Below are 25,359 nucleotides of genomic sequence, written 5' to 3' on the forward strand. Positions count from 1 at the left end.
TTTTAAGACCCTCAGAGAATCTCTCAGGAGACAGGAATGAAAGTAACGCTGCCAGAGTTTGAACGTGCAGGAGTCATGGTTGTTGGTGATGTGATGCTGGATCGCTACTGGTACGGGCCGACCAGCCGTATTTCCCCCGAAGCGCCGGTGCCCGTTGTCAAAGTGGACACCATTGAAGAACGTCCGGGCGGCGCGGCGAACGTGGCGATGAACATCGCTTCTCTGGGCGCAAATTCGCGTCTGGTGGGTCTGACCGGTATTGACGATGCGGCGCGCGCGCTGAGCAAAACGCTGGCGGATGTGAACGTAAAATGCGACTTCGTTTCTGTGCCTACGCATCCGACGATTACCAAACTGCGTGTACTTTCCCGTAACCAGCAGCTGATTCGCCTGGATTTTGAAGAAGGCTTTGAAGGCGTCGATCCGCTGCCATTGCACGAGCGTATTAACCAGGCGCTGGGCTCAATTGGCGCGCTGGTGTTGTCTGATTACGCCAAAGGCGCGTTGGCCAGCGTTCAGCAGATGATTCAGCTTGCGCGTAAAGCGGGCGTTCCGGTGCTGATCGACCCGAAAGGCACCGATTTCGAACGTTATCGCGGCGCCACGCTGTTGACGCCGAACCTGTCCGAGTTCGAAGCGGTGGCGGGTAAATGTAAAAGTGAAGAAGAGATTGTCGAACGCGGCATGAAGCTGATTGCCGATTTCGAATTTTCTGCGCTGCTGGTGACCCGTTCCGAGCAGGGAATGACGCTGCTGCAACCGGGTAAAGCGCCGCTGCATATGCCGACCCAGGCGCAGGAAGTGTATGACGTTACCGGTGCCGGGGATACGGTGATCGGCGTACTGGCGGCCACATTAGCGGCGGGGAACTCCCTGGAAGAGGCCTGCTATTTTGCGAACGCGGCAGCAGGTGTTGTCGTCGGTAAACTGGGAACATCAACCGTTTCGCCAATCGAACTGGAAAATGCGGTGCGCGGTCGTGCGGACACCGGCTTCGGCGTGATGACGGAAGCCGAGCTGAAACAGGCCGTGGCCAGCGCGCGTAAACGCGGCGAGAAAGTGGTCATGACCAACGGCGTTTTCGACATTCTGCACGCCGGACATGTGTCTTACCTGGCGAACGCCCGCAAGCTGGGCGATCGCCTGATCGTCGCGGTGAACAGCGATGCCTCCACCAAACGTCTGAAAGGCGAAACTCGCCCTGTGAATCCGCTGGAACAGCGAATGATCGTGCTGGGTGCGCTGGAGTCCGTTGACTGGGTGGTTTCTTTCGACGAGGACACCCCGCAGCGGCTGATTGCAGGCGTGCTGCCGGATCTGCTGGTGAAAGGCGGTGACTATAAGCCAGAAGAGATTGCCGGTAGCGAAGAAGTCTGGGCCAACGGCGGCGAAGTGCTGGTGCTTAACTTCGAAGACGGTTGTTCGACCACCAATATCATCAAGAAAATCCAGAAAGACAGCGATAAATAACCGCTGAACAGACGGCCCGATACGCACAGCGCCATCGGGCATCTGGCTTGTTCCCAAAGTGTGATGTCAGGCAACTGATATGCGCACTTTTTGCACAACCGTTCAACACATATAAGAGAATACTGAAATTAGAAAAAGCATATGGCCTTAACAGATATTTGATAACTGGAGGGTATGCTGATGAACGACAAGAACGTATATTCGTTAAACAATTTTGATTTTCTGGCGCGCAGTTTCGCCAGGATGCAGGCTGAGGGCCATCCTGTTGATATCCAGGCCGTTACCGGAAATATGGATGAGGCGCACCGCAGCTGGTTTTGCAAACGCTATGCGCTTTACTGCCAACAGGCGACACAGGCTAAGAAGCTAGAACTCGAACACTGAAAATATCAACGGGCCTTACGGCCCGTTGTGGTTTTTACTCTTGCGGATCGACAGGCGGGATGGCGGGCGCAGGTTTAACATCTACAGGTTTCTCACGCGCTTCCAGCTCGCTGAGGCGTTGCTCCAGCAGCGCCAGCTTTTCGCGGGTGCGCAGTAAGACCTGAGTCTGCACGTCAAACTCTTCACGGCTCACCAGATCGAGACGCGTCAGCTGCGATTGCAGCGTCTGACGGATTTTCTTCTCGATATCTTCCCCGAACTCCCGAACCCCTTTCGGCATCGACTCGTGAACCTGACGAGCGAGTTGCTCAATTTTTTTCGGGTCAATCATTGTGGTTTCCCTGAACTGGTAAGTGTCAGAACACATTGTAGTGCGATATGCAGGCGTCATAAACCAGAATTGTGTGTCGTTTAGCGGAGTAAAGGCGTTGATGAAGGTAATCAATAGCGTTATAGTTAACTCGCTTATTCTCAGGGCGGGGCGAAATTCCCCACCGGCGGTAAATCAGCGTATGTCCAAAAGATTTCGCGTTGCGGCAATGCAGCAGCGGCGTGAAAGATGAAGGACTGGTTGAAAGCCCGCGAGCGCTTCAGGTGCAAACCTGAAGGTCAGCAGATCCGGTGTAATTCCGGGGCCGACGGTTAAAGTCCGGATGGGAGAGAGTAACGATCCAGTCGGGCATGGGCCCGCTCACGTTATTTTTTTGCCGCTTGTCGGTACTCCTAAGACTGCCCTGATTCTGGTAACCATAATTTTAATGAGGTTTTTTTACCATGAATCAGACGCTACTTTCCTCTTTTGGTACGCCTTTTGAACGTGTGGAACATGCGCTATCCGCGCTGCGTGAAGGACGCGGTGTGATGGTGCTTGACGATGAAGATCGCGAAAACGAAGGCGATATGATTTTCCCGGCCGAGACCATGACCGTTGAGCAGATGGCGCTGACCATTCGCCACGGCAGCGGCATTGTTTGTCTGTGCATCACTGAAGATCGTCGCAAGCAGCTCGATCTGCCGATGATGGTGGAGAACAATACCAGCGCCTACGGCACCGGTTTTACCGTGACCATTGAAGCCGCAAAAGGCGTGACTACCGGCGTTTCTGCCGCAGACCGCGTAACGACCGTTCGCGCAGCCATTGCCGATGGCGCGAAACCTGCCGATCTGCACCGTCCAGGCCACGTTTTCCCGCTGCGCGCGCAGCCGGGCGGCGTTCTGACCCGTGGCGGCCATACTGAAGCTACCATCGATCTGGTGATGCTGGCCGGGTTCAAACCTGCTGGCGTACTGTGCGAGCTGACGAATGACGATGGCACAATGGCGCGCGCGCCGGAATGCATCGCGTTTGCCGGTAAACACAACATGGCAGTAGTGACGATCGAAGATCTGGTGGCTTACCGCCAGGCGCACGAGCGTAAAGCCAGCTAATTCTGTAGGCCTGATAAGCGAAGCGCCATCAGGCGATGAGATGATAATAAAAACCGAAGCCGGTTCGCAGGCTTCGGTTTTTTGTGTTTACAGAGGTCATTAATCCCGCCGTTTATCCCTTATATTTTGCTTTTTTAAACATCCCATCTGTTAATAAAAGCCCAACCTTTTTCTCTATGATCAAAATCATATTCTCGATTTCATACTGTGCCAGTATATAGGGCTACCTCAATATAGGTAGAAAAGGTTTTAACGCTAATTGTTTGGTAATATTAGATTTTAAGGGTAAAAGGATGTTTATCGCCTGGTATTGGCTCGTCTTAATTTTTCTGGTGATCGTAGGGTATTTTTGCCATATGAAACGCTATTGTAAGGCGTTTCGGCAGGACAGAGATGCGCTGCTGGAAATCCGCAATAAATTACTTCGTCGCGATGATGAAGAACGCGTTATGACCAAAGAGCAGGAATAAGCGCTTCCTGCTGCCTCTGTTATCCGATTCCCATCGCCTGAAGCACGACAAGACTCAACCCCATCACCGACATTCCACACAGTACGCCGTAGCTGGGATTATTATTAGGGTCGATCTCTTTTGCCAGCGGCATCAGCTCATCAACGGATAGTGCCACCATAATTCCCGCGACGGCGGCCATGATGGACGCCATAACGACCGGTGAGATCAGGCTGCCCAGAATAAGCCACGCCATCACACCGCCAAGAATTTCCGCCATCCCGGAGATACCGGCCCAGAAAATTGCTGTCCGTTTTGAACCGGTTGCGGCATAGACTGGCCCGGCGACCGCTAATCCTTCAGGAATATTGTGCAAGGCGACCGCCAGGGCAATGCCAAAACCCAATTCGAGGTTGCTGCTGGCGGTGACGAAGGTGGCGATACCTTCCGGGAAGTTGTGCAGGCTGATGCCCAGCGTCAGCAGGATGGCGGTGCGTTTTATCGAGCCGGGGAGAGGACGCGCGGTTTTTTGCACTAAATCTTGTGGGTGGGCGTGGGGAAGCAGCCTGTCGAGACCGAAATAACCCAGCAAGCCGATAATAAACATGCCGTAACCCAGCACTGGAGACATGCCATCTGCCGCCAGCGCGGCTGGCAGCATCTCCATCAGCGAGATCAACAGCATAATGCCTGCGGCGAATCCCAGTGAAAACGCCAGCACGCGGTTGGACGGTTTTTGCCCCAGCACGCCAAGAAACGCGCCAATAAAGGTGGCGGCGCCCGCCAGTAAGGTCAGAATTAAAGGTACTGACATCGACAACTCCTTATGATTCAACTGTCCGAACCTGACCTTCAAAATAACTGATGATCTTCATCATGGTTATCTGAGTTCTTCATCCATCGAAAAAGCGTATTGTGATGATATCAAAATGACTCCCTCAGTAAGGATATCATCATGTCTTCAACACGTATGCCAGCATTGTTTTTAGGTCACGGTAGCCCGATGAACGTTCTGGAAGATAATGTGTATACCCGCGCCTGGCGGCATCTGGGGGATACATTGCCGCGTCCAAAAGCGATTGTCGTTGTTTCGGCGCACTGGTTCACGCGAGGGACGGGCGTGACGGCGATGGAAGCGCCAAAGACGATCCATGATTTTGGCGGCTTTCCTCAGGCATTGTATGACACGCACTATCCTGCGCCCGGTTCGCCGGAACTGGCGCAACATCTGGTTGAGTTGCTGTCGCCGACGCCGGTCGCGCTGGATAAAGAGGCGTGGGGCTTTGATCACGGCTCCTGGGGCGTGTTGATCAAGATGTACCCGAATGCGGATATCCCGATGGTGCAGTTGAGCATCGACAGCACCAAACCGGCGGCCTGGCATTTTGAAACAGGGCGCAAACTGGCGGCGTTGCGGGACGAAGGCATTATGCTGGTCGCCAGTGGCAACGTGGTGCATAACCTGCGCACGGCGCGCTGGCATGGCGAGAATACGCCCTACCCGTGGGCAACGTCATTCAATGAGTATGTGAAAGCGAATCTGACATGGCAGGGGCCGGTAGAACAGCATCCGCTGGTTAATTACCTCGATCATGAAGGAGGAGCGCTGTCGAACCCAACGCCGGATCACTATCTGCCGCTGCTGTATGTGTTAGGCGCATGGGATGGCAAAGAGCCGGTGACGATCCCGGTTGACGGCATCGAGATGGGCAGCCTGAGTATGCTGTCGGTACAGGTGGGATGATTAATGCCCGATGGCGCTACGCTTATCGGGCCTACGGCACGAACTGTAGGCCGGGTAAGGCGGAGCCGCCACCCGGCACATGAAACTATTCGACAAAGATATGCGGGTAGAAGCGGGACAGATCCTGGGTGATCAACGCTCGGTCTTCGCGAATACCGATCCCGGCGGGTTGATCGTTGATCAACCAGCTGCCAATCAGCATATAGCTGTCGCCAAACTTCGGCAGCGGGCAGAACTGCTGCACAATCATGCCTTCTTCACCGTAAGGGCCTTCCACCGCTTCGATCGTTTTCCCGTTTTCAATGATGGAGACGTTAGCGCCTTCACGTGAGAAGATCGGTTTGACGACGAATTTTTCCATTTGCGGATAGTCATCTTCCGCAAAATAAGCCGGCAGCAGGTTAGGGTGATCCGGGAACATTTCCCATAACATTGGGAGCAGCGCTTTATTGGAGATAATGCTCTTCCAGGCCGGTTCCAGCCAGCGAACGCCAGCATCTTCCAGCTTGGTGGAGAACATTTCACGCAGCATAAATTCCCACGGATAGAGCTTAAACAGGTTGGCAATCACCTGATCCTGCAAGTCCGAAAACTGACCTTTTTCACCCAGGCCGATATCTTCAATGTAGAGGAACTCGGTGGCGATTTCAGCTTCGGCGGCGCAGTCCTGTAGATACTGGATTGTCCCGCGATCTTCCACGGTGTCGCGACAGCAGGTGAGGTGCAGCAGTTGGAAGCCATACTGCTCACGCAGCTCGGCGAAGCGTTCGATCAGCTTTTCTTGCAGACTGTTAAACTGATCGCTGCCTTCCGGCAGGTTGCCCGCATTGAGCTGGTCTTCCAGCCAGATCCACTGGAAAAACGCGGCCTCATACAGTGAGGTCGGCGTATCGGCATTATTTTCTAAAAGTTTAGGCTCACCCGTGCCATCCCACGCCAGATCGAGGCGGGAATAGAGTGACGGCTGCTGCGTTTGCCAGGACTGACGTACAAAGCCCCAGGTATGCTTAGGAATGCGAAACTTCGTCATCAGCTCATCGCTGGCGATCACTTTCTCCACGACCTTAAGGCACATCTGGTGCAGTTCAGCGGTGACGTCTTCCAGCTTCTCAACCTGGTCGAGCGTCAGCTTGTAGTACGCGTCTTCACACCAGTACGGTTCCCCGTACATCGTGTGAAAATTAAAACCGTATTCGGTGGCTTTCTCGCGCCAGTCCGGGCGCTCAGTAATACTGATTCTTTCCATGCGTCTTAGCCGCCCATCGAACGATTCGAGGTGCCGGTGGCGCTACGCTGCATTGTGCTTTGTTTTGCCACTGACTCGCCAAAACCACCACGGGTAACGGTTGTGGTTGTGGCGGGCTTCGGCGCCATCGCGGTTTTCGGTACAGTCATGGTACGGCCAGGCTGTGCGGCGCCGTAGTTCTTGCCGCTGGCGTCGGTGTATTTACCGTAGGCCGGGCTGGCCGGGTTTTTTGAACTGAACAGTGGTTGCTGAGCAAAGCCCGCGCCGCCGCCCATCATTCGGCCCATCATGTAGCCCGCCATCAGCGGCATCCAGAAGCTGCCGCTGGATTGCGCCTGCGCCTGATTTTCCGGCGCCATGCCAGCCTGAGCCGGCGCCTGCTGGCACTGGCCTTCGCCGAATTCAGCCACGCAGTCTTCACGCGTCGCGTATTTCGGCGCGGTACGTTCCGCTTCTTTCAGGGCATTGTTGAATGCGGTCGTACATTCAGCGTTTTTGCCCGGATTCGCCGCCGAGCAGTCGTCGGCGTTTTGATACAGCGAAACCGTTTCGTCGCTTTTTTCACAACCGGCCAGCATAAAGACAGCGGTAACCGCCAGAGCAACCGGAGTAAGATGACGTGCGCTCCAGCTTTTGCGGAACGAGGCGTGATGTATAGATTTTGTCCGTTTCATTTTTGTCTTCCAGGACCCAGTGGTAAACACAATAAATAATGCTCAGGATAGTGGATGGCTGGTCGAAATTGAAGCGAGAAGAGGCGAGAATGCGGCAGAATGGCGGGATCTTTACGTTGCCTTACGTTCAGACAAGGTTTAGCGCCCGGTGGCGCGACGCTTACCCTGCCTGCGATCAGGTAGGCTCAATAAGCGAAGCGCCATCGGGCAATTCATCAGTTACGGAACGGGTTGTTACCGTTGCTGCTGGTGGAACGTGCTGAAGCAGGCTGAACCGTACTGGCATTATAGCCATCCGCCGCCGCATCCTGCTGCGGGGTTTCCGGCGCGACGTTGTCCGGGGATGTCGAGATCGGTTTACCCAGCGCATTGTTCAGCGCCACCAGATCCTGCTCGTTCAACGTACCGAGAGCATTCTTGATGTTCAGTTGGTTAATCAGATAGTTATAACGCGCATTCGCCAGTTGTTGCTTCGCTTCATACAGCGCGGTGGTGGCATCCAGCACGTCAACAATGGTACGCGTACCCACGGAATAACCGGCTTCGTTTGCATCCAAAGAGCTTTGCGCGGAAACAACGGCCTGTTTGTAAGCGTTAATGCTGCTGATAGAAGCATTAATGTTGTTGAAGGAAGAGCGCACGGTCTGCACGACGCTGCGGTGCGCGCTTTCCAGCTGTTCGCTCGCGCCAACAAAGTTGTACTGCGCCTGTTTCACCTGAGAGTTGACCATCCCACCCTGATACAGCGGCAGCGAGAAACTCAGGCCAATTTTGTTCTGGCCCATATTGCTGTCGTCATACTGCGTGCTGTTATGGGTTTTAGAGCCGCTATAAGAGGTGTCAGACACGCCGGTAGAAGCGGTTAAATCCAGCGTTGGCAGATGGCCGTCCTGCGCCTGGCGGATTTGCTCGCGCGCCAGATCCTGGCTCAGACGCGCCTGCAACAGCGTCAGGTTACGGTTTTCGGCCTCTTTCAGCAGCGCGTTAACGGCCTGCGGCTTATCGGTTTTAAAGTTCGTGACATTCAGCGAAGCCAGTTCCGGGTAGTAGTTACCGGTGACCTGGCGCAGTTCTTCTACGGCGTTATCCAGATTGTTGCGGGCGGTGACTTCGTTCGCCAGCACGGTATCGTATTGTGCACGGGCGTTTTGCACGTCAGTGATAGCGACCAGGCCGACGTTAAAACGCTGGGTGGTTTGATCTAACTGACGATAAACGGCTTCTTTCTGCGCCTGCGTATAAGAGAGAACGTCTATGGCGTTCAGGACTTTAAAGTAGGCGCTCGCCGTATTGAGGATCAGCGTTTGCTGATCGGTCTGGAACGTGACGTCCTGGATACCTGCGGATTTTTCCTGCAACGTCAGCGCGCGCCATTTTGACATATCAAAAAGGGTCTGGGTTAATTGCAGAGAGGCGCTGGTGGCGTTGGAGTTGATGCCATTCGCATCACGATAGCCGTTGCTGTAGGTGTAATCGGCACCTAAACCCAGTTGCGGCAGTAAAGGACTACGCGCTTCGTTAATTTTTTCGAATGCAGCATCGCGATCGGCGGCGGATTTACGCAATTCCGGGTTGCTCAGGCGTGCTTGCTGATAAACTTGCATCAGGTTCTCTGCCTGGCTCAGTGTGCTGAACCCCGTCAGGCTCAGGCCGATAAGGATGGGGAGCAATTTCTTCATTTGCATTCCTTGTTGTGAAGCAGTATTTAGCGCTGATCAAATTGTAAAAATAATTGCTGATTCTAGCAGAATCCGCCACTGCAAAAAGTTGGCGTTACGTGCCATCCGGCGTTAATTTGCACCAATTTATCACAAGGTCGCTGAAACGGCAGTCAAACGCCCTTGAAATTCACATTTTAATCACTATTGGTACCAGGACAGCACAATGCATAAACCAGACAACTCGCCAATGACTTTCTCCAAAAACGATGTAGAAATTATTGCACGAGAAACGCTATATCGCGGTTTTTTTTCACTGGATCTCTATCGTTTCCGCCACCGCCTGTTCAACGGTGAAATGAGCGATGAAGTGAAACGCGAAATTTTTGAGCGCGGCCACGCCGCAGTGTTGCTACCCTTTGACCCTGAGCGCGACGAAATTGTACTGGTCGAACAGATTCGTATCGCGGCGTATGACACCAGCGAAACGCCGTGGTTGCTGGAAATGGTCGCCGGGATGATCGAAGAGGGCGAAACCGTTGAGGAGGTCGCTCGTCGCGAAGCAATGGAAGAGGCCGGACTTGAGGTCAAACGGACGAAACCAGTCATGAGTTACCTGGCAAGCCCCGGCGGCACCAGCGAGCGTCTTTCTATTTTAGTGGGTGAAGTGGATGCCACGACCGCGAACGGGATTCATGGTCTGGCCGATGAAAACGAAGATATTCGTGTTCATGTGGTAAGTCGGGAGCAGGCTTACCAGTGGGTAGAAGAGGGGAAAATCGACAACGCGGCTTCTGTCATCGCTTTGCAATGGCTGCAACTGCACTATCAAGAGTTAAAACACGAGTGGAAAAAATGAAGCGTTACACACCTGACTTCCCTGAAATGATGCGCCTGTGCGAAACTAATTTTTCGCAATTGCGCCGCCTGTTGCCGCGCAATGACGCACCCGGCGAAACAGTAAGCTATCAGGTGGCCAACGCGCAATATCGGTTAACGATCGTTGAATCGACCCGATACACTACGCTTGTTGCGATCGAGCAGACGGCGCCAGCCATTACGTACTGGAGCCTGCCGTCACTTACGGTGCGCCTGTACCATGACGCGATGGTGGCCGAAGTGTGTTCAAGTCAGCAGATCTTTCGCTTCAAAGCGCGGTATGATTATCCAAATAAAAAGTTGCATCAACGCGACGAAAAGCATCAAATTAATCAGTTTCTGGCCGACTGGCTGCGTTACTGTTTAGCACATGGAGCGATGGCGATTCCGGTTTATTAGCGTCGTGAAACCTAAGGACACCATTTGGAAAGCCTGTTAACCCTTCCTCTGGCTGGTGAGGCCAGAGTCAGGATCTTACAAATTACCGATACTCACCTGTTTGCCGAAAAACATGAAACGCTGCTGGGCGTGAATACCTGGGAAAGTTACCAGGCGGTGCTGGATGCGATTCATGCCGGGCAGCACGAATACGATCTGATCGTGGCGACAGGTGATTTAGCGCAGGATCAAACGGCTGCGGCCTATCAGCACTTTGCTGAAGGTATCGCAAGCTTTCGCGCGCCTTGCGTTTGGTTGCCGGGTAACCATGACTTTCAGCCCGCGATGTACAGCGCGTTGCAGGAAGCGGGGATCTCCCCGGCCAAACGCGTGTTTATCGGCGATCAATGGCAAATCTTGCTGCTGGATAGCCAGGTTTTTGGCGTACCGCATGGTGAATTGAGCGACTTTCAGCTTGAATGGCTGGAGCGCAAACTTGCCGATGCGCCGGAGCGCCACACCTTGCTGCTTCTGCATCACCATCCATTGCCTTCGGGATGCAGCTGGCTGGATCAGCACAGCCTGCGTAACGCGGCCGAACTGGACAGCGTGCTGGCGAACTATCCACGCGTCAAATACCTGCTGTGCGGTCATATTCATCAGGAGCTGGATCTTGACTGGAATGGCCGCCGCCTGCTGGCGACGCCGTCCACCTGCGTCCAGTTCAAGCCACACTGCGCGAACTTCACGCTGGACACGATAGGGCCAGGCTGGCGGACGCTGGAACTGTACGCCGAGGGTTCTCTGGAAACGCAAGTGCATCGTCTGCCGGGGACTCAATTCCGACCCGATACCGCTTCGGAAGGATACTGATGTCTACGCTTCTTTATCTGCATGGGTTTAATAGCTCTCCGCGTTCGGCAAAGGCATGTCAGCTTAAAAGCTGGCTGGCGGAGCGCCACCCTCATGTTGAGATGATCGTGCCGCAACTGCCGCCGTATCCTGCCGATGCGGCAGAGTTGCTGGAATCTATCGTGCTTGAACACGGTGGAGCGCCGCTCGGCGTCGTTGGATCGTCGCTGGGCGGCTATTACGCCACCTGGCTGTCGCAGTGTTTTATGTTGCCTGCGGTGGTGGTGAACCCGGCGGTGCGGCCGTTTGAACTGTTGACCGACTACCTCGGTCAGAACGAGAACCCCTACACCGGGCAGCAATATGTGCTAGAGTCTCGCCATATTTACGATCTTAAAGTCATGCAGATTGACCCGCTGGAAGCGCCGGATTTGATCTGGCTGCTGCAACAGACGGGGGATGAAGTGTTGGACTACCGCCAGGCGGTGGCGTATTACGCCTCCTGCCGCCAGACCGTTATCGAGGGCGGAAACCATGCATTCACGGGCTTCGAAGATTATTTCAACCAGATTGTCGATTTCCTTGGACTGCACAGTTTCTGACAATCAATTCGAATTGCTAATTTAAATCATGACGCAAACTTATAACGCTGATGCCATTGAGGTACTCACTGGGCTTGAGCCGGTACGCCGCCGCCCGGGGATGTACACCGATACAACCCGCCCGAACCATCTTGGGCAGGAAGTGATTGATAACAGTGTGGATGAAGCACTGGCGGGTCACGCAAAACGCGTGGATGTGATTTTACATGCCGATCAGTCACTGGAAGTGATTGATGACGGCCGTGGGATGCCGGTGGATATCCACCCGGAAGAGGGCGTTCCGGCGGTTGAACTGATCCTCTGCCGACTGCATGCGGGCGGTAAGTTCTCCAACAAGAACTACCAGTTCTCCGGCGGTCTGCACGGGGTGGGGATTTCCGTTGTCAACGCCTTGTCAAAACGCGTGGAAGTCACCGTGCGTCGTGATGCTCAGGTCTATAGCATCGCCTTTGAAAACGGCGAGAAAGTGCAGGATCTTCAGGTTGTCGGGACATGCGGTAAACGTAATACCGGCACCAGCGTTCACTTCTGGCCGGATGAAACCTTTTTCGACAGCCCGCGTTTTTCCGTCTCTCGCTTAACCCATATCCTGAAAGCGAAAGCGGTGCTGTGCCCTGGCGTTGAAATCACCTTTAAAGATGAGGTCAACAATAGCGAGCAGCGCTGGTGCTATCAGGATGGCCTGAACGACTATCTGGGCGAAGCGGTTAACGGCCTGCCGACCCTTCCTGAAAAACCGTTTATCGGTAATTTTGCCGGTGATACGGAAGCCGTAGACTGGGCGCTGCTGTGGCTGCCGGAAGGCGGCGAGCTGCTCACCGAAAGCTACGTTAACCTGATTCCGACGATGCAGGGCGGCACCCATGTAAACGGGCTGCGCCAGGGTCTGCTGGACGCGATGCGTGAATTCTGCGAATACCGCAATATTCTGCCGCGCGGCGTGAAGCTGTCTGCGGAAGATATCTGGGATCGCTGCGCTTACGTGCTCTCGGTGAAGATGCAGGACCCGCAGTTCGCCGGGCAGACCAAAGAGCGTCTCTCTTCGCGCCAGTGTGCGGCGTTTGTGTCGGGTGTGGTGAAAGACGCCTTCAGCCTGTGGCTGAATCAGAACGTTCAGTCTGCGGAGCTGCTGGCGGAGATGGCCATTTCCAGCGCCCAGCGTCGACTGCGCGCGGCGAAGAAAGTAGTGCGCAAAAAGCTGACCAGCGGCCCGGCGCTGCCGGGTAAACTGGCGGACTGTACCGCGCAGGATCTCAATCGTACCGAACTGTTCCTCGTGGAAGGGGACTCGGCGGGCGGTTCCGCCAAGCAGGCGCGCGATCGTGAATATCAGGCGATCATGCCGCTGAAAGGTAAGATCCTCAACACCTGGGAAGTCTCTTCCGATGAAGTGCTGGCATCGCAGGAAGTACACGATATTTCTGTGGCGATCGGCATCGATCCAGACAGCGACGATCTGAGCCAGCTGCGTTACGGCAAGATCTGTATCCTGGCGGATGCGGACTCCGATGGTCTGCACATCGCCACGCTGCTCTGCGCCCTGTTTGTGAAGCACTTCCGCACGCTGGTGAAGCACGGGCACGTCTACGTCGCGCTGCCGCCGTTGTACCGTATCGATCTCGGCAAAGAGGTCTACTATGCGCTGACGGAAGAAGAGAAAGCGGGCGTGCTGGAACAGTTGAAGCGTAAGAAAGGCAAGCCGAACGTGCAGCGCTTTAAAGGTCTGGGTGAAATGAACCCGATGCAGCTGCGTGAAACCACGCTCGATCCGAACACCCGTCGCCTGGTGCAGCTCACTATCAGCGACGAAGACGATCAGCGTACCAACGCCATGATGGATATGCTGCTGGCGAAGAAACGCTCCGAAGACCGCCGCAACTGGTTGCAGGAAAAAGGCGATATGGCGGATCTCGACGCGTAATCGACCATTGAATGCCTTATCCGGCCTACGCTCGCATTGTGCCCGTAGGCCGGATAAGCGAAGCGTCATCCGGCGTTACTGTCTATGCCGCTTGCGATACTGCAACGGCGTTTCGCCAATCCCTTTGCCAAAGGCGCTAATAAAGTACGTCACGTCTGAAAACCCCACCTGTCGGGCAATCTCCCGCACACTCTCCTCGCTGTGTAACAACGCTTCGCAGGCTTTGCGTAACCGAAGGGTATTGAGATAATTGAGGATGCTTTCACCGGTTTCAAAATGAAAGCGCCGGGAAATGTAGCTTTTTGATTTTCCAGACTCTTCTGCCAGCTCGCTGAGGCTGAATTTACGGGTGTAATTCTCATCCAGCCAGAACATCACCTGGCTTGCTATTCCGGTGCCAATCTCCGTCATATTGACGTTATCTTCGGGCAACAGGCTAAATAAACTCAATAACAGGCAGGAAATCTGTTCGGCGTTAAGCGGCTTGAGCGCTGCCATTTTCTCGTAACGGCTGAAGAGAAAATCAACGTGCGGGTGAATATCCGCCACATCGAATACTCTGGCCTCGCCGCCACGTATGGTCAGACTTTGCAGACGCTGTTGATTAAGCGGAAAATCGCGCAGCACTTTCAGTACCGCATGCTGATCGAGGTGAATAATGGTTCGGCGGTAGTGGTCTTGCGCCTGCTCATCCACCATGATTTTATGCAGGGTAAAGGGCGGGAAAAAGAACAATCGACCTGGCCGCATGGTGTATTGCTGGTGATCGACGATCACTACGCCAAATCCTTCCTCCACATACAGCACCTCCAGACACTGATGCCAGTGGTGATAGCGAACCGAGTTAGCAAATAATCGACTAAATGACGCAATGGCGTCATTGAGCGCGATCAGTTCCAGATGTTCCTGAGATGAGGGTGCATTCATAGTGCAACAGATTTAAATTTTTGCCGCTGAATTCTGGTTTATAAACCTTGTTTTTAAATTTTTTCAATCACTGTTTTATTTTAATTCTATTGGTGTGATTGAGATAACATTTCCGCTTGTCGGCGATTCACTATCCTTTAGCCACTTAATTCAGAGGGGCAGAGTATGTGGTTGGCAACTGAAGAAAAATCAAATCCATTGTCATTCCGTGAAGACGTAATCAGCGCCGTCACAACGATGCTGAGCGCGCTGGATAAACAGTTTCCCGCAGGGGCGGCGCAGTTTTCACTGGGTGACACCTGCGCGCACTACAGTGTGGATATCGCCTGCATGGAAGGGCTCTCCAGAGCGTTATGGGGTCTGTTTCCTCTGATGGCTGGCGGCGCTGAGGTGCCGTTTGCTGATAAGTATATTCAGGCGATTAAACTCGGCACCAATCCACTCAGTCCGCACTACTGGGGCGATACCGACCCTTACGATCAGCGCCTGGTCGAGATGGCCGCCTACGGCCTCGGCCTGGCGTTGCTGCAAACGCGTTTAACCGACCAGTTCAGCGAAACGGAACTGGCGAATCTTCATCGCTGGCTAAACCAGATCACCGACGCGCAAATGCCGGACAGCAACTGGAACTACTTTGCGATTATCGTCCAGTTGGGTTTCAAACGTGCTGGGCTGCCGTTCGATCAGGCAGCGATCGACCGCCGTTTTACGATGATGGAAGCGTACTACCTGGGTGACGGCTGGTATGCCGATGGCCCCGGTCGCCCAAAAGATTACTACATCTCGATGGCTTTCCATTTTTACGGACTGCTGTACGCCACGCTGAACCCGGAAGATGCTGCCCGTGCCGCCACCCTGCGCGAACGCGCTCGCCTGTTTGCCGCTGATTTTATCTACATGTCGGCAGCAGATGGCGCATCCGTACCGTTTGGCCGCAGTCTGACCTATCGCTTTGCGATGGTCGCGTTCTGGAGCGCGGCGGCGTTTGCTGAGCTGGATGTCTTCTCGCCGGGCGTGATTAAAGGGGTGATCCTGCGGCATCTGCGCTGGTGGCAGCAGCAGCCGATCGTCGATCGTGACGGCATTCTGACGCTGGGGTTTGCTTATCCGAACCTGGCGATGTGTGAAGATTACAACTCGCCGGGCTCCCCTTACTGGGCGCTGAAGGTCTTTTTGATCCTCGCCTTGCCGGACGATCACGCCTTCTGGCAGGCCGAAGAACTCCCGCTGCCGCAATGCGCAGAAAAACACGTTATTCCCCATGCCGCACAAATTTTGCAGCACAGTGAGAATTCAGACCATGTCACGATGCTGACTTCGGGCCAGCTTGAACTGAATAACTACGTTAACACCGAAGCGAAATACACGAAGTTTGCCTACTCCAGCCGTTTTGGTTTCACCATTGAACGCGGACGCTATGGCCTTAAACATGCGGCGTGCGACTCCATGCTGCTGCTGGCGGATGGCGACAACTATTTCCGTGGCCGCCGTCGCTGCGACGAAGTGCGGGTCGATGAGAATTTTATTTTTTCCCGCTGGTCTCCGTGGCATGACGTCACTGTCGAGACCTGGCTGGCGCCCTTCGGCGAGTGGCATCTTCGCCTGCACCGCATCCACAGCGCGCGAACGTTGCAAACCGTGGAAGGCGGCTTTGCGGTGATGAAAGCGGCGCATCAGCTCAGTGAGCGCGGATGCTACCTGGCGGCAGAGAACGGATGCAGCACGATCGTCGATCTGTCGCCCGCGCTGGCCCGCCAGCCGGACAGCATTATTACGCCGCCGAACAGCAGCATTATGTTTGCACAATGCGCCGCGATTCCACTGCTTACCGCAGAAATTGCACAGGGCGAAAGCTGGCTGTGTTGCGCGGTTTCTGCTTCCAGGCAACAGAAAAAATATACGGCAATTCCGCAACTGCAAATAAACGATAACCAGGTGGTTATTCGCGAACCAGAAAGCGCACGCCAGTTATCGTTCTTTTTATAAAACTCTGGCCCCTACACGTTGGCGAGGATGGTATGAAAAATTGTTCAACAAATAACAGAACTGAATATTATAAAATCAGTAGCTTTATATTCCTCTATTTCTTTACCTGGTCTGCCAGTATTGGTTTACTGGCCATCTGGCTGGGGCAGAAAGCACAGCTAAGCGGCACGGTTATTGGTACGGTGTTTGCAGTAAACGGTATTTTTGCGGTCATTCTGAAGCCCATTTATGGCTACATTCTCGATAAAATCGGCATGAGCAAATACCTGCTCTATTTTGTTGTGATGATGTCGGCACTAATGGCGCCATTCTTTATTTATGTTTATCAGCCATTATTGCTTTCAAACACCATGCTGGGCATTGTTATCGGCGCGATTTACCTGAGCTTTGCCTGGTATGCTGGCGTGGCGGCTTGTGAATCCTACTCTGACCGCTTCAGCCGTCTTAACGGCATGGAGTTTGGCCAAATACGCATGTGGGGCTCGCTGGGGTGGGCGGTGGCGTCGTCGTTTTCCGGCCTGCTGTTTAACCTCTCTCCGGCGTATAACTTCATTATGGGCAGCGTGGCGTCGGTGGTGATGCTGGTGGTACTGCTGAGTCTGAAAGTGAATGTGAATGCGGCAAACGCAGCGGACGTGCTGACAAAAGAGAAAATCGTCCCGGCGGATGTCTACGCGCTGTTGCGCAGCCGTAAGTTCTGGGCGTTCTGTCTGTATGTCTCCGGCGTGGCGTGGATGATGTTTATCGCAGAGCAGCAGTTCTCCCGCTACTTTGTCACCTTCTTCTCTGACGTTCATGAAGGCAACGCGGTGTTTGGCTATCTGGGAACCGTGCAGTCGGGAATGGAATTTGTCATGTATATGGTGGTTCCATTATTTGTTAACGCGATCGGCGCTAAACGCGGTTTGTTGATTGTGGGGGCGCTGGTTGGCGCGCGTCTGATTATTTCCGGGCTGTGTGATTCACACCTGCTCATCTCCGTACTGAAGCCGCTGTATGGTCTGGAAATCTGTCTGCTGTTGGTTTCGGTCTTTAAATACATTGCTGAACACTTTGATAAACGCGTCAATGCGACCATGTATTTATTGGGCTATCAGGCGATGCTGTATGTCGGCAATGTGGTGATCTCTTCACCTGCCGGATTAATGTATGACCGAATTGGTTTTGAGAAAACGTATATCATCATGGGGATTATTGCGCTGACCTTTACGCTTATTTCGGCATTTACCTTATCGGCATGTCAGAGTAAATCTCGCCATCGTACCGCTATTGAGATCGCCGAAAATAATACGGCGCATTAAATTTCATTGGGTTTAATTTAGAAGGAACCGAAATATGTTAAATCATATCGTTGAGGAAACGTTGCGCGCATTTCCTGGCAGCCCGGTTGACGCCGGAACTTTTCAGGATGAAATGATCGGCGCGCGTGAACACGTCCTCGAACTGATTAGCCGTCATTTAACGGAATTCGGTGAAAAATTTCCTGCCGAAACCTGCGTTAAAGGTTATTACCCGTTAACTGACAACGTTGAGTGGACCACCAGCTTCTGGACCGGGCAACTGTGGCTGGCGTGGGAGATGAGCGGCGAGGCGAAATATCGTGAACTGGCAGAAAAACATGTGCGTTCTTTTGGCCTGCGTATTGCCGGACGCCACGACACCAACACCCACGATCTGGGGTTCCTTTATACCCTGTCCTGCGTCGCAGCCTGGCGACTGACGGGCAACCGTGATGCGCGTGGTTTTTCGCTGATGGCGGCGGAAGCGCTACTGGAGCGTTTCCATGAAAAGGCGCAGATTATCCAGGCGTGGGGCGATCTTAACGATCCCGAACAGGCCGGGCGGATGATCATCGACTGCAACATGAACCTGCCGCTGCTGTATTGGGCGAGCGAGCAGACGGGCGATCCGCGTTTTGCCGAGGCGGCAAAAGCCCATGTGGCGCAGGCCGCGAAATACCTGATTCGTGAAGATGCGTCCACCTTCCATACTTACTACATGGATGTGAAAACCGGCGCGCCGCGTTACGGCAACACCCAGCAGGGTTATGCGGATGATTCATGTTGGTCGCGCGGTCAGGCGTGGGGGATTTATGGCTTCCTGCTGAGCTATATCTACACGGGCGACAAAGAGATGGTGGCGCTGTCGAAAAAGCTGGCGAACTATTTCCTTAATCGCCTGCCGGAAGACGCGGTCTGCCATTGGGATCTGGCGCTGGTGGGGACAGATGCGCTGCGTGACGCCTCGTCGGCGGCGATTGCCGTGTGCGGCCTGCTGGAGTTGATCAAACACCTGCCCGTGACCGATCCGGATCGTGAGCGTTATCAGCAGTGGGCGATGGGAATCATGTCATCGCTAACGAAGGGCTATCTGATGGCGAAAAATGAGAAGGGGAACGGGCTGTTGAAACATTCGGTGTACCACCTTTCGAGCAACAAAGGGGTCGATGAGTGTGCTAGCTGGGGGGATTATTTCTACGTGGAAGCGTTAACGCGTTTTACCCAGTGCTGGAAGCTGTACTGGTAACCATATTGCCAGGAATTGCCCGGTGGCACTGCGCTTACCGGGCCTACATTCAGGGAATGCGCTGTCGTGCTGTAGGCCGGATAAGCGAAGCGCCATCCGGCATTTAGCGCAAAACTTAAACGCCTGACTCCAGAATACGGATACTTGTTTCCAGCACGTCGCCTTTAACGGCTTCGGCGTAGGCTTTCATATGCGGGGTTTGCAAATGCGCTTCGAGATGCGCAACGCTTTCCCACTGTTCAACCATCACGATTGAGTCAGGTGCGGTCGTCTGAAAGGCCACGCCCGCAGCGTGATCGACCATCGGCGCGTAGCCGTGGCAACCCTCTTCTTTCAGCACGGTCGGAATGATTTTGGCAAACTGATCCAGTACCGCCTGACGGTGATGTTGACCTGGACGGGTACGGATTTCAGCAATGACAGTAAGCATGGTTAACTCCTTCTAATTCCAGGCTACTAGTTAACCAAAAATCTCGCTCAGATGCTTGCGATATTCTGCGATATAACGCGGGACATCCGGCATTTTGATGACGTCATTGGTGATAAAGGTCGGCAGCGCTTCCATTCCGAGGAACTGATTGGCCTTGTGGAACGGCAGGTATACGCCATCCACGCCAACGCCGTGGAAGAACTGATCGTTGTCGGTGAAGGCCTCCATCGGTGCGTTCCAGGTCAGAGAGAGCATGTATTTTTTCCCCTGAATCAGACCGCCGGAACCGTATTTTTTTGACGCGTCCGAACGGGTGCGGCCATCGCTGGCGTACAGCGTACCGTGGCCTTCGGTAAAGACGTCATCCATGTATTTTTTCACGGTCCACGGCGCGCCCATCCACCAGCCAGGCATCTGCCAGATAACCACGTCAGCCCAGACGAAGTGCTGTACTTCGGCTTTGACATCGTAATCACTTTCAGCGCGGACGATTTTGACATCATGCCCGAGGTCGCGCAGAAGGCCATCCGCCACTTCGGTCAGGGTGTCGTTCAACTGACCATTGGAGTGCGCAAATTTTTTCGCCCCGTTGATAATCAGAATGTTGCTCATTATTTGTCCTCTCAGGAATGCGTTTGAAACAGATTTTACGCAGATGAGCGGCCCGGCGAAATGAGCAAAATGTGCAAAGTCTTTTGCTCATTGCGCAATAATCTTGCGATCACCAGGTTACTACGGCTTCAAAGCCTCCTTCCGGCGCATTGCCAAACGAGACGCTCATCCCATGCAGCGAGGCGATGCGGCGGACAATCGACAAACCCAGACCACTGCCGGTGACGCTCTGACCTGGCGGGCGATAGAATCGTTCGCCGATACGCGCCAGCACCGCCGGCGAAACGCCGGGGCCATTATCCCGGACGGTAAAATACCGGGCATTCAGCGTCACGTTCACCACGCTGCCCTGTGGGCTGTAACGAATGGCGTTATCCAGCAAATTGCGCACCAGCAGGCTGAGCAGCAGCGGTTGGCCCGTGCGCGTGACGTTGTGGGCGTTAACGTGCAGACGCACGTCAATATGCGCCTGCTGGGCCGGTTGCCAGATATCCATCACGGCGGATTGCAGTAGCGCCTCCAGCGAGACTTCCGCGACATCTTGCAGGTTATCGAGCGAGTCGAGCCGTGAAAGGGTTAAGAGCTGATCCACCAGGCGCGTGGCGCGCTCAATCCCCGTATGCAGTTGTATGAGCGCTTTTTGACGCGCCTGCTGGTCGTCGTCCGAGAGCTGCGCCACCTCGGTTTGTACTTTCAGCGCAGTGAGCGGGCTGCGTAACTCATGCGCCGCGTCCGACGTGAATTGCCGTTCGCGCACCATCATCGAATGCGTACGGGCAAATAACTGGTTGAGCGCGCCGACTAACGGACGAACCTCACTCGGCACACCCTTATCGTCAAGCGGCTCTTCCGATTCCGGGGAGCGCAAACGCAGCGCCTGGGCGAGCTTTTTCAGCGGCCTGAGCTCCCGGCTAAGCAGCACAATCAGGATGAGCAGCATCAGCGGAAGCGCGATCAGCCACGGCGTTAGCTGCGCGGTGACAATCGCCAGCGCCATATCCTCGCGGTACTCCAGCTCCTGAGCGACGACGATACGGTACTTGCCATCCGCAGAGGTCAGCCAGACAAAACGCCATTTATCATCATCGCCATTCAGGTATCCGTCATCAAAACCTTCCCGACGGTAGCTGTAGGGAATATCCCGACCATTATCGCCATCGTTCAGCACCATTCTGCCGTCGGCGGTATACACCGCAAAGGCCAGCACATCGTCATCGACATGACCATGCTTCAATTTTTTCGGCGTCTGCGCCATCCGTTCAGGCGCCGAGATTTCGTTGACATCCAGAGTAATAAGGCGCTTCGCAAACAGCATGAGCTGGGTATCAAACAGCTCGTCGACGTTGTCGGTCGTCTGTTTCCAGGCCACGAAGCTGGAGGCCACCCAGGTGATGGCGGCCAGTATCAGAAAAATAAGCGTGAGCCTGACGCGCAGGCTGAGACGTTGTGTGAGTTTCATGGGTTGCCCAGGGTGTAGCCGATCCCGTGTACGGTGCGGATAAAATCACTGCCCAGCTTACGGCGTAAGTGATGAACATGTACCTCAATGGTATTGCTGGAGACATCTTCGTCCCAGGTATACAGCTTCTCTTCGATGAGCTTACGCGGCAACACGCGCCCGACGTTGCGCATCAGCAGCTCCAGCAGGGCAAACTCTTTCGGCTTCAGGGGCAGCGGATCGCCTGCCAGCGTCGCGACCAGATTACCGGGATTGAGCGTAACCTGGCCGTGGCGCAGTTCGTTGCTCACCTGGCCGTTAGCGCGGCGTAACAGCGCCTCCAGGCGGGCGGCGACTTCAATCAGCGCGAAAGGTTTGCACAGATAGTCGTCCGCTCCCAGACGTAGCCCCTCCACGCGTTCCGCCAGCGCATCGCGCGCCGTCAGAATCAGTACGGGTTCGCGTTTTCCCTGTTCACGCCATTCGCGCAGGATATCCCGCCCGTCCATCCCCGGTAGCGTAAGGTCGAGGATCACCGCATCATAAGGCGCGCTGTAGAGCGCTTCTTTACCCTGACGACCTTCGGTGAACCAGTCGACGCTGAACCCCATTTTGCTTAAACCCGCCTTGATGCCGTCGCCAATCAGCGCGTCATCTTCTACCAGTAAAATACGCATATGTTCATCCCTGCGGTGACTCTTTCTCTCGCCAGTAAACCCTGTCGTGGCGCGCGTTGTACAGAAAAAAAAGTATCTTTTTTTGCCTTAAGAAGTTGTTAAGGATTACCTTATTTAATTGAGACGAAACAGCGTAAAAAGGGAGAGAGAGTCATGAAAAAATTGGCTGCAATGGTTGCCGTAATGGCGTTGTGTTCCGCTCCGGTTCTGGCGGCTCAGCAAGGTGGATTTTCTGGCCCGACGGCGACGCAAAGTCAGGGCGGCGGGTTTGTTGGCCCGAACGGGAGTAATACGACCGTAGAAAGCGCGAAATCAATGCGTGATGACGCCTGGGTCACCCTGCGCGGTAACATCGTTGAGCGTATCTCCGACGATCTGTATCTGTTCAAGGATGCCACCGGGACGGTGAATGTCGATATCGACCACAAACGCTGGAACGGCGTTACCGTAACGCCGCAGGACCTGGTTGAAATCCAGGGCGAAGTGGATAAAGACTGGAATTCCGTTGAAATCGACGTGAAGCAAATCACCAAAGTCGCCAAATAAACCCCATCAGGGCCGCACTCGCGGCCCTTTTTCTTTGTGACTCAACGCGCCAGATAAGGTAGTATCTGCGGCAATATTGCCTGACGGATACTGGGTTATTGTTCAGGCTAACAGTTGAGGAACCACGATTAATGAGCGATATGGCAGAGCGCCTTGCGCTGCATGAATTCACGGAAAACGCCTATCTGAACTACTCCATGTACGTCATCATGGACAGGGCGTTGCCGTTTATTGGTGACGGACTGAAGCCGGTTCAGCGTCGCATCGTGTACGCGATGTCTGAACTGGGGCTGAATGCCAGCGCCAAATTTAAAAAATCCGCCCGTACCGTCGGCGACGTGCTGGGTAAATACCATCCGCACGGCGACAGCGCCTGTTATGAAGCGATGGTGCTGATGGCGCAGCCGTTCTCTTACCGTTACCCGCTGGTTGACGGGCAGGGGAACTGGGGCGCGCCGGACGATCCGAAATCCTTCGCGGCGATGCGTTATACCGAATCCCGTCTGTCGAAATACGCGGAAGTCCTGCTGAGCGAACTCGGTCAGGGGACGGCGGACTGGGTGCCGAACTTTGACGGCACCCTGCAAGAGCCGAAGATGCTGCCTGCGCGTCTGCCCAATATTCTGCTCAACGGCACCACCGGCATCGCCGTTGGGATGGCGACAGACATTCCGCCGCATAACCTGCGCGAAGTGGCGAAAGCCGCGATCACCCTGATTGAGCAGCCGAAAACAACGCTTGAGCAGGTGCTGGATATCGTGCAGGGGCCGGACTACCCGACTGAAGCGGAAATCATCACCTCCCGTGCGGAAATCCGTAAGATTTACGAAAATGGTCGCGGCTCCGTGCGTATGCGCGCGGTATGGAAAAAAGAAGATGGCGCGGTGGTGATTACCGCGCTGCCGCACCAGGTGTCCGGCGCTCGCGTACTGGAGCAGATCGCTGCCCAGATGCGGAACAAAAAGCTGCCGATGGTTGACGATCTGCGCGACGAGTCCGATCACGAAAACCCGACTCGTCTGGTGATCGTGCCGCGTTCCAACCGCGTGGATATGGAGCAGGTGATGAACCACCTGTTTGCGACCACGGACCTGGAAAAGAGCTACCGCATCAACCTGAACATGATCGGTCTGGACGGTCGCCCGGCGGTGAAAAACCTGCTGGAGATCCTGACCGAATGGCTGGCGTTCCGTCGCGATACCGTACGCCGCCGCCTGAACTATCGTCTGGAGAAAGTCCTCAAGCGCCTGCATATTCTGGAAGGTTTGCTGGTGGCGTTTCTCAATATCGACGAAGTGATTGAGATAATCCGCCATGAGGATGAACCGAAACCGGCGCTGATGTCGCGTTTTGGCATCACGGAAACTCAGGCCGAAGCCATCCTCGAACTGAAACTGCGCCATCTCGCCAAACTGGAAGAGATGAAGATTCGCGGCGAACAGGATGAGCTGGCGAAAGAACGCGATCAATTGCAGGGCATTCTGGCCTCCGAGCGCAAAATGAACACCCTGCTGAAGAAAGAGTTGCAGGCGGATTCAGACGCGTATGGCGACGATCGCCGCTCCCCACTGCGCGAGCGTGAAGAAGCTAAAGCGATGAGCGAGCATGACATGCTGCCGTCTGAACCGGTGACGATCGTGCTGTCGCAGATGGGCTGGGTGCGTAGCGCCAAAGGCCATGATATTGACGCGCAGGGTCTGAACTATAAATCGGGCGACAGCTGGAAAGCCTCGGCGAAAGGCAAGAGCAACCAGCCGGTGGTGTTTATCGACACGACCGGGCGCAGCTACGCCATCGACCCGATTACGCTGCCGTCGGCGCGTGGTCAGGGCGAGCCGTTGACCGGTAAGCTGACGCTGCCGCCGGGCGCGACCGTAGAGCATATGCTGATGGAAGGGGATGAGCAGAAACTGCTGATGGCCTCGGACGCAGGCTATGGTTTCGTCTGTACCTTTAACGATCTGGTGGCCCGCAACCGCGCGGGTAAAGCGCTGATCACGTTGCCGGAAAACGCGCACGTTATGCCGCCGGTGGTGATTGAAGATGAAACCGATATGCTGCTGGCGATCACCGCCGCCGGGCGTATGTTGATGTTCCCGGTCAGCGATCTGCCGCAGTTGTCGAAGGGGAAAGGGAACAAGATCATCAACATTCCGTCTGCGGAAGCGGCCAGAGGCGACGATACGCTGGCCCAGCTCTACGTTCTGCCGCCGCAAAGCACGCTCACGATTCATGTCGGCAAGCGCAAAATCAAACTGCGCCCTGAAGAGCTGCAAAAAGTGACCGGCGAGCGCGGTCGTCGCGGTACGCTGATGCGCGGTTTGCAGCGCATCGATCGTATTGAGATTGACTCGCCACGACGCGCCCGCGACGGCGACAGCGAAGAATAAGGCGATTTTAAGCGCCATCAGGCCATCTCATTGTGCCGGATGGCAGCGTAAACGCCTTGTCCGGCCTGCGGTTTTAACGATGCTGTCAGGCCGGATTAACAATAAAATTTCCCGTAAAACCGTTGTTTATTCGCGCATTGCG

The 25,359-nt window shown here is 54.6% G+C and carries 25 protein-coding genes and 1 riboswitch; of the genes, 15 read left to right on the top strand and 10 right to left on the bottom strand.

Annotation, left to right across the window (positions count from 1 at the left end; all coding sequences use genetic code 11):
* Window positions 1-36: 36 nt before the first annotated feature.
* Both hldE and glgS read left to right on the top strand, forming a co-directional pair.
* Window positions 37-1,470 (top strand): bifunctional D-glycero-beta-D-manno-heptose-7-phosphate kinase/D-glycero-beta-D-manno-heptose 1-phosphate adenylyltransferase HldE, encoded by a 1,434-nt coding sequence (gene hldE, locus OGX80_RS13985; protein WP_012135177.1) that lies wholly within the window; start codon window positions 37-39, stop codon window positions 1,468-1,470.
* A 174-nt stretch (window positions 1,471-1,644) separates the two neighbouring features.
* The gene (gene glgS / locus OGX80_RS13990) at window positions 1,645-1,854 is read left to right on the top strand and encodes a cell surface composition regulator GlgS (protein ID WP_012135175.1); all 210 of its coding nucleotides are present in this window, start codon (window positions 1,645-1,647) and stop codon (window positions 1,852-1,854) included.
* 34 nt (window positions 1,855-1,888) lie between these two features.
* Here the strand turns inward: glgS and ubiK are convergent, their stop codons facing one another.
* Window positions 1,889-2,185 (bottom strand): ubiquinone biosynthesis accessory factor UbiK, encoded by a 297-nt coding sequence (gene ubiK, locus OGX80_RS13995; RefSeq protein ID WP_024130961.1) that lies wholly within the window; start codon window positions 2,183-2,185, stop codon window positions 1,889-1,891.
* Between the two features lie 132 nt (window positions 2,186-2,317).
* A riboswitch (FMN riboswitch) is annotated at window positions 2,318-2,523 on the top strand.
* A 105-nt stretch (window positions 2,524-2,628) separates the two neighbouring features.
* Here ubiK and ribB point away from each other — a divergent pair.
* Window positions 2,629-3,282, top strand: coding sequence for a 3,4-dihydroxy-2-butanone-4-phosphate synthase (gene ribB / locus OGX80_RS14000; RefSeq protein ID WP_104868175.1), 654 nt, complete (start codon window positions 2,629-2,631; stop codon window positions 3,280-3,282).
* 293 nt (window positions 3,283-3,575) lie between these two features.
* The gene (locus OGX80_RS14005) at window positions 3,576-3,752 is read left to right on the top strand and encodes a hypothetical protein (RefSeq protein ID WP_012135172.1); all 177 of its coding nucleotides are present in this window, start codon (window positions 3,576-3,578) and stop codon (window positions 3,750-3,752) included.
* Between the two features lie 19 nt (window positions 3,753-3,771).
* On the opposite strand, the gene zupT is transcribed toward OGX80_RS14005, so the two are convergent.
* On the bottom strand, window positions 3,772-4,545 hold the full coding sequence (zupT, locus tag OGX80_RS14010; RefSeq protein ID WP_024130960.1) for a zinc transporter ZupT: 774 nt from the start codon (window positions 4,543-4,545) through the stop codon (window positions 3,772-3,774).
* Window positions 4,546-4,686: 141 nt separating this feature from the next.
* Here zupT and ygiD point away from each other — a divergent pair, with 141 nt between their 5' ends.
* Window positions 4,687-5,475: a 4,5-DOPA-extradiol-dioxygenase gene (ygiD, locus tag OGX80_RS14015; RefSeq protein ID WP_115181099.1), complete on the top strand. Its 789-nt coding sequence runs from the start codon at window positions 4,687-4,689 to the stop codon at window positions 5,473-5,475.
* Between the two features lie 85 nt (window positions 5,476-5,560).
* Here the strand turns inward: ygiD and OGX80_RS14020 are convergent, their stop codons facing one another.
* The 3 genes from OGX80_RS14020 to tolC form a co-directional block, all read right to left on the bottom strand.
* Window positions 5,561-6,721 carry a glutathionylspermidine synthase family protein gene (locus tag OGX80_RS14020; RefSeq protein WP_012135169.1) on the bottom strand — a complete coding sequence of 387 codons (1,161 nt, stop codon included), beginning with the start codon at window positions 6,719-6,721 and terminating at the stop codon, window positions 5,561-5,563.
* 5 nt (window positions 6,722-6,726) lie between these two features.
* Window positions 6,727-7,395, bottom strand: coding sequence for a DUF1190 family protein (locus tag OGX80_RS14025; protein ID WP_012135168.1), 669 nt, complete (start codon window positions 7,393-7,395; stop codon window positions 6,727-6,729).
* A 215-nt stretch (window positions 7,396-7,610) separates the two neighbouring features.
* On the bottom strand, window positions 7,611-9,080 hold the full coding sequence (gene tolC / locus OGX80_RS14030; RefSeq protein WP_012135166.1) for an outer membrane channel protein TolC: 1,470 nt from the start codon (window positions 9,078-9,080) through the stop codon (window positions 7,611-7,613).
* A 199-nt stretch (window positions 9,081-9,279) separates the two neighbouring features.
* Between tolC and nudF the strand changes: the two genes are divergently transcribed.
* From nudF to parE, 5 genes are read left to right on the top strand one after another with little or no spacing between them, the layout of a single operon-like run.
* On the top strand, window positions 9,280-9,912 hold the full coding sequence (gene nudF / locus OGX80_RS14035; protein ID WP_286471297.1) for an ADP-ribose diphosphatase: 633 nt from the start codon (window positions 9,280-9,282) through the stop codon (window positions 9,910-9,912).
* Entirely contained in the window at window positions 9,909-10,331 is a 423-nt protein-coding gene (locus tag OGX80_RS14040; RefSeq protein ID WP_012135164.1) for a DUF1249 family protein, read from the top strand. Before nudF ends, OGX80_RS14040 begins: the two co-directional genes overlap by 4 nt.
* Before the next feature lie 24 nt (window positions 10,332-10,355).
* Window positions 10,356-11,183: a 3',5'-cyclic-AMP phosphodiesterase gene (gene cpdA / locus OGX80_RS14045; protein ID WP_012135163.1), complete on the top strand. Its 828-nt coding sequence runs from the start codon at window positions 10,356-10,358 to the stop codon at window positions 11,181-11,183.
* Entirely contained in the window at window positions 11,183-11,764 is a 582-nt protein-coding gene (gene yqiA, locus OGX80_RS14050) for an esterase YqiA (RefSeq protein WP_012135162.1), read from the top strand. The genes cpdA and yqiA overlap by 1 nt, the downstream gene beginning before the upstream one ends.
* 28 nt (window positions 11,765-11,792) lie before the next feature.
* Complete coding sequence (gene parE, locus OGX80_RS14055; RefSeq protein WP_012135161.1) at window positions 11,793-13,685, top strand: DNA topoisomerase IV subunit B; 1,893 nt, start codon at window positions 11,793-11,795, stop codon at window positions 13,683-13,685.
* Window positions 13,686-13,760: 75 nt separating this feature from the next.
* On the opposite strand, the gene OGX80_RS14060 is transcribed toward parE, so the two are convergent.
* Window positions 13,761-14,612: a helix-turn-helix transcriptional regulator gene (locus OGX80_RS14060; protein WP_049009948.1), complete on the bottom strand. Its 852-nt coding sequence runs from the start codon at window positions 14,610-14,612 to the stop codon at window positions 13,761-13,763.
* Window positions 14,613-14,777: 165 nt separating this feature from the next.
* On the opposite strand from OGX80_RS14060, the gene OGX80_RS14065 reads away from it, so the two are divergent.
* Genes OGX80_RS14065 through OGX80_RS14075 form a run of 3 tightly spaced genes read left to right on the top strand, consistent with a single transcriptional unit; the run spans window position 14,778 to window position 19,124 of the window.
* Window positions 14,778-16,598, top strand: coding sequence for a DUF2264 domain-containing protein (locus OGX80_RS14065; RefSeq protein WP_115181100.1), 1,821 nt, complete (start codon window positions 14,778-14,780; stop codon window positions 16,596-16,598).
* Between the two features lie 32 nt (window positions 16,599-16,630).
* A complete protein-coding gene (locus OGX80_RS14070; protein WP_115181101.1) occupies window positions 16,631-17,899 on the top strand; it encodes an oligosaccharide MFS transporter in 1,269 nt (422 codons plus the stop codon).
* 34 nt (window positions 17,900-17,933) lie between these two features.
* Entirely contained in the window at window positions 17,934-19,124 is a 1,191-nt protein-coding gene (locus OGX80_RS14075) for a glycoside hydrolase family 88 protein (RefSeq protein ID WP_115181102.1), read from the top strand.
* 115 nt (window positions 19,125-19,239) lie between these two features.
* Here OGX80_RS14075 and OGX80_RS14080 read toward each other — a convergent pair whose 3' ends face one another.
* The 4 genes from OGX80_RS14080 to qseB all read right to left on the bottom strand — a co-directional run bounded on the left by OGX80_RS14080 (window position 19,240) and on the right by qseB (window position 22,281).
* On the bottom strand, window positions 19,240-19,554 hold the full coding sequence (locus tag OGX80_RS14080; protein WP_012135156.1) for a putative quinol monooxygenase: 315 nt from the start codon (window positions 19,552-19,554) through the stop codon (window positions 19,240-19,242).
* 30 nt (window positions 19,555-19,584) lie between these two features.
* On the bottom strand, window positions 19,585-20,166 hold the full coding sequence (locus OGX80_RS14085; RefSeq protein WP_047461170.1) for an NAD(P)H-dependent oxidoreductase: 582 nt from the start codon (window positions 20,164-20,166) through the stop codon (window positions 19,585-19,587).
* A gap of 109 nt (window positions 20,167-20,275) precedes the next feature.
* Entirely contained in the window at window positions 20,276-21,625 is a 1,350-nt protein-coding gene (qseC, locus tag OGX80_RS14090; RefSeq protein ID WP_115181103.1) for a quorum sensing histidine kinase QseC, read from the bottom strand.
* Window positions 21,622-22,281, bottom strand: a complete 660-nt coding sequence (qseB, locus tag OGX80_RS14095; RefSeq protein WP_012135153.1) for a quorum sensing response regulator transcription factor QseB — start codon at window positions 22,279-22,281, stop codon at window positions 21,622-21,624. The genes qseC and qseB overlap by 4 nt, the downstream gene beginning before the upstream one ends.
* A gap of 153 nt (window positions 22,282-22,434) precedes the next feature.
* Between qseB and OGX80_RS14100 the strand changes: the two genes are divergently transcribed.
* Window positions 22,435-22,827, top strand: coding sequence for a YgiW/YdeI family stress tolerance OB fold protein (locus tag OGX80_RS14100; RefSeq protein ID WP_012135152.1), 393 nt, complete (start codon window positions 22,435-22,437; stop codon window positions 22,825-22,827).
* A gap of 131 nt (window positions 22,828-22,958) precedes the next feature.
* Window positions 22,959-25,217, top strand: coding sequence for a DNA topoisomerase IV subunit A (gene parC / locus OGX80_RS14105; protein WP_012135151.1), 2,259 nt, complete (start codon window positions 22,959-22,961; stop codon window positions 25,215-25,217).
* Window positions 25,218-25,359: the final 142 nt, after the last annotated feature.

The organism is Citrobacter sp. CK194 (assembly GCF_030333395.1).
In the GTDB taxonomy this organism is placed as follows: Bacteria; Pseudomonadota; Gammaproteobacteria; order Enterobacterales; family Enterobacteriaceae; genus Citrobacter_B; species Citrobacter_B koseri.

Bases quoted from the DNA above. Each gene is read 5' to 3' on its own strand.
- hldE (WP_012135177.1), top strand. From the start codon at position 37: ATGAAAGTAACGCTGCCAGAGTTTGAACGTGCAGGAGTCATGGTTGTT.
- glgS (WP_012135175.1), top strand. From the start codon at position 1,645: ATGCTGATGAACGACAAGAACGTATATTCGTTAAACAATTTTGATTTT.
- ubiK (WP_024130961.1), bottom strand. From the start codon at position 2,185: ATGATTGACCCGAAAAAAATTGAGCAACTCGCTCGTCAGGTTCACGAG.
- ribB (WP_104868175.1), top strand. From the start codon at position 2,629: ATGAATCAGACGCTACTTTCCTCTTTTGGTACGCCTTTTGAACGTGTG.
- OGX80_RS14005 (WP_012135172.1), top strand. From the start codon at position 3,576: ATGTTTATCGCCTGGTATTGGCTCGTCTTAATTTTTCTGGTGATCGTA.
- zupT (WP_024130960.1), bottom strand. From the start codon at position 4,545: ATGTCAGTACCTTTAATTCTGACCTTACTGGCGGGCGCCGCCACCTTT.
- ygiD (WP_115181099.1), top strand. From the start codon at position 4,687: ATGTCTTCAACACGTATGCCAGCATTGTTTTTAGGTCACGGTAGCCCG.
- OGX80_RS14020 (WP_012135169.1), bottom strand. From the start codon at position 6,721: ATGGAAAGAATCAGTATTACTGAGCGCCCGGACTGGCGCGAGAAAGCC.
- OGX80_RS14025 (WP_012135168.1), bottom strand. From the start codon at position 7,395: ATGAAACGGACAAAATCTATACATCACGCCTCGTTCCGCAAAAGCTGG.
- tolC (WP_012135166.1), bottom strand. From the start codon at position 9,080: ATGCAAATGAAGAAATTGCTCCCCATCCTTATCGGCCTGAGCCTGACG.
- nudF (WP_286471297.1), top strand. From the start codon at position 9,280: ATGCATAAACCAGACAACTCGCCAATGACTTTCTCCAAAAACGATGTA.
- OGX80_RS14040 (WP_012135164.1), top strand. From the start codon at position 9,909: ATGAAGCGTTACACACCTGACTTCCCTGAAATGATGCGCCTGTGCGAA.
- yqiA (WP_012135162.1), top strand. From the start codon at position 11,183: ATGTCTACGCTTCTTTATCTGCATGGGTTTAATAGCTCTCCGCGTTCG.
- parE (WP_012135161.1), top strand. From the start codon at position 11,793: ATGACGCAAACTTATAACGCTGATGCCATTGAGGTACTCACTGGGCTT.
- OGX80_RS14060 (WP_049009948.1), bottom strand. From the start codon at position 14,612: ATGAATGCACCCTCATCTCAGGAACATCTGGAACTGATCGCGCTCAAT.
- OGX80_RS14065 (WP_115181100.1), top strand. From the start codon at position 14,778: ATGTGGTTGGCAACTGAAGAAAAATCAAATCCATTGTCATTCCGTGAA.
- OGX80_RS14070 (WP_115181101.1), top strand. From the start codon at position 16,631: ATGAAAAATTGTTCAACAAATAACAGAACTGAATATTATAAAATCAGT.
- OGX80_RS14075 (WP_115181102.1), top strand. From the start codon at position 17,934: ATGTTAAATCATATCGTTGAGGAAACGTTGCGCGCATTTCCTGGCAGC.
- OGX80_RS14080 (WP_012135156.1), bottom strand. From the start codon at position 19,554: ATGCTTACTGTCATTGCTGAAATCCGTACCCGTCCAGGTCAACATCAC.
- OGX80_RS14085 (WP_047461170.1), bottom strand. From the start codon at position 20,166: ATGAGCAACATTCTGATTATCAACGGGGCGAAAAAATTTGCGCACTCC.
- qseC (WP_115181103.1), bottom strand. From the start codon at position 21,625: ATGAAACTCACACAACGTCTCAGCCTGCGCGTCAGGCTCACGCTTATT.
- qseB (WP_012135153.1), bottom strand. From the start codon at position 22,281: ATGCGTATTTTACTGGTAGAAGATGACGCGCTGATTGGCGACGGCATC.
- OGX80_RS14100 (WP_012135152.1), top strand. From the start codon at position 22,435: ATGAAAAAATTGGCTGCAATGGTTGCCGTAATGGCGTTGTGTTCCGCT.
- parC (WP_012135151.1), top strand. From the start codon at position 22,959: ATGAGCGATATGGCAGAGCGCCTTGCGCTGCATGAATTCACGGAAAAC.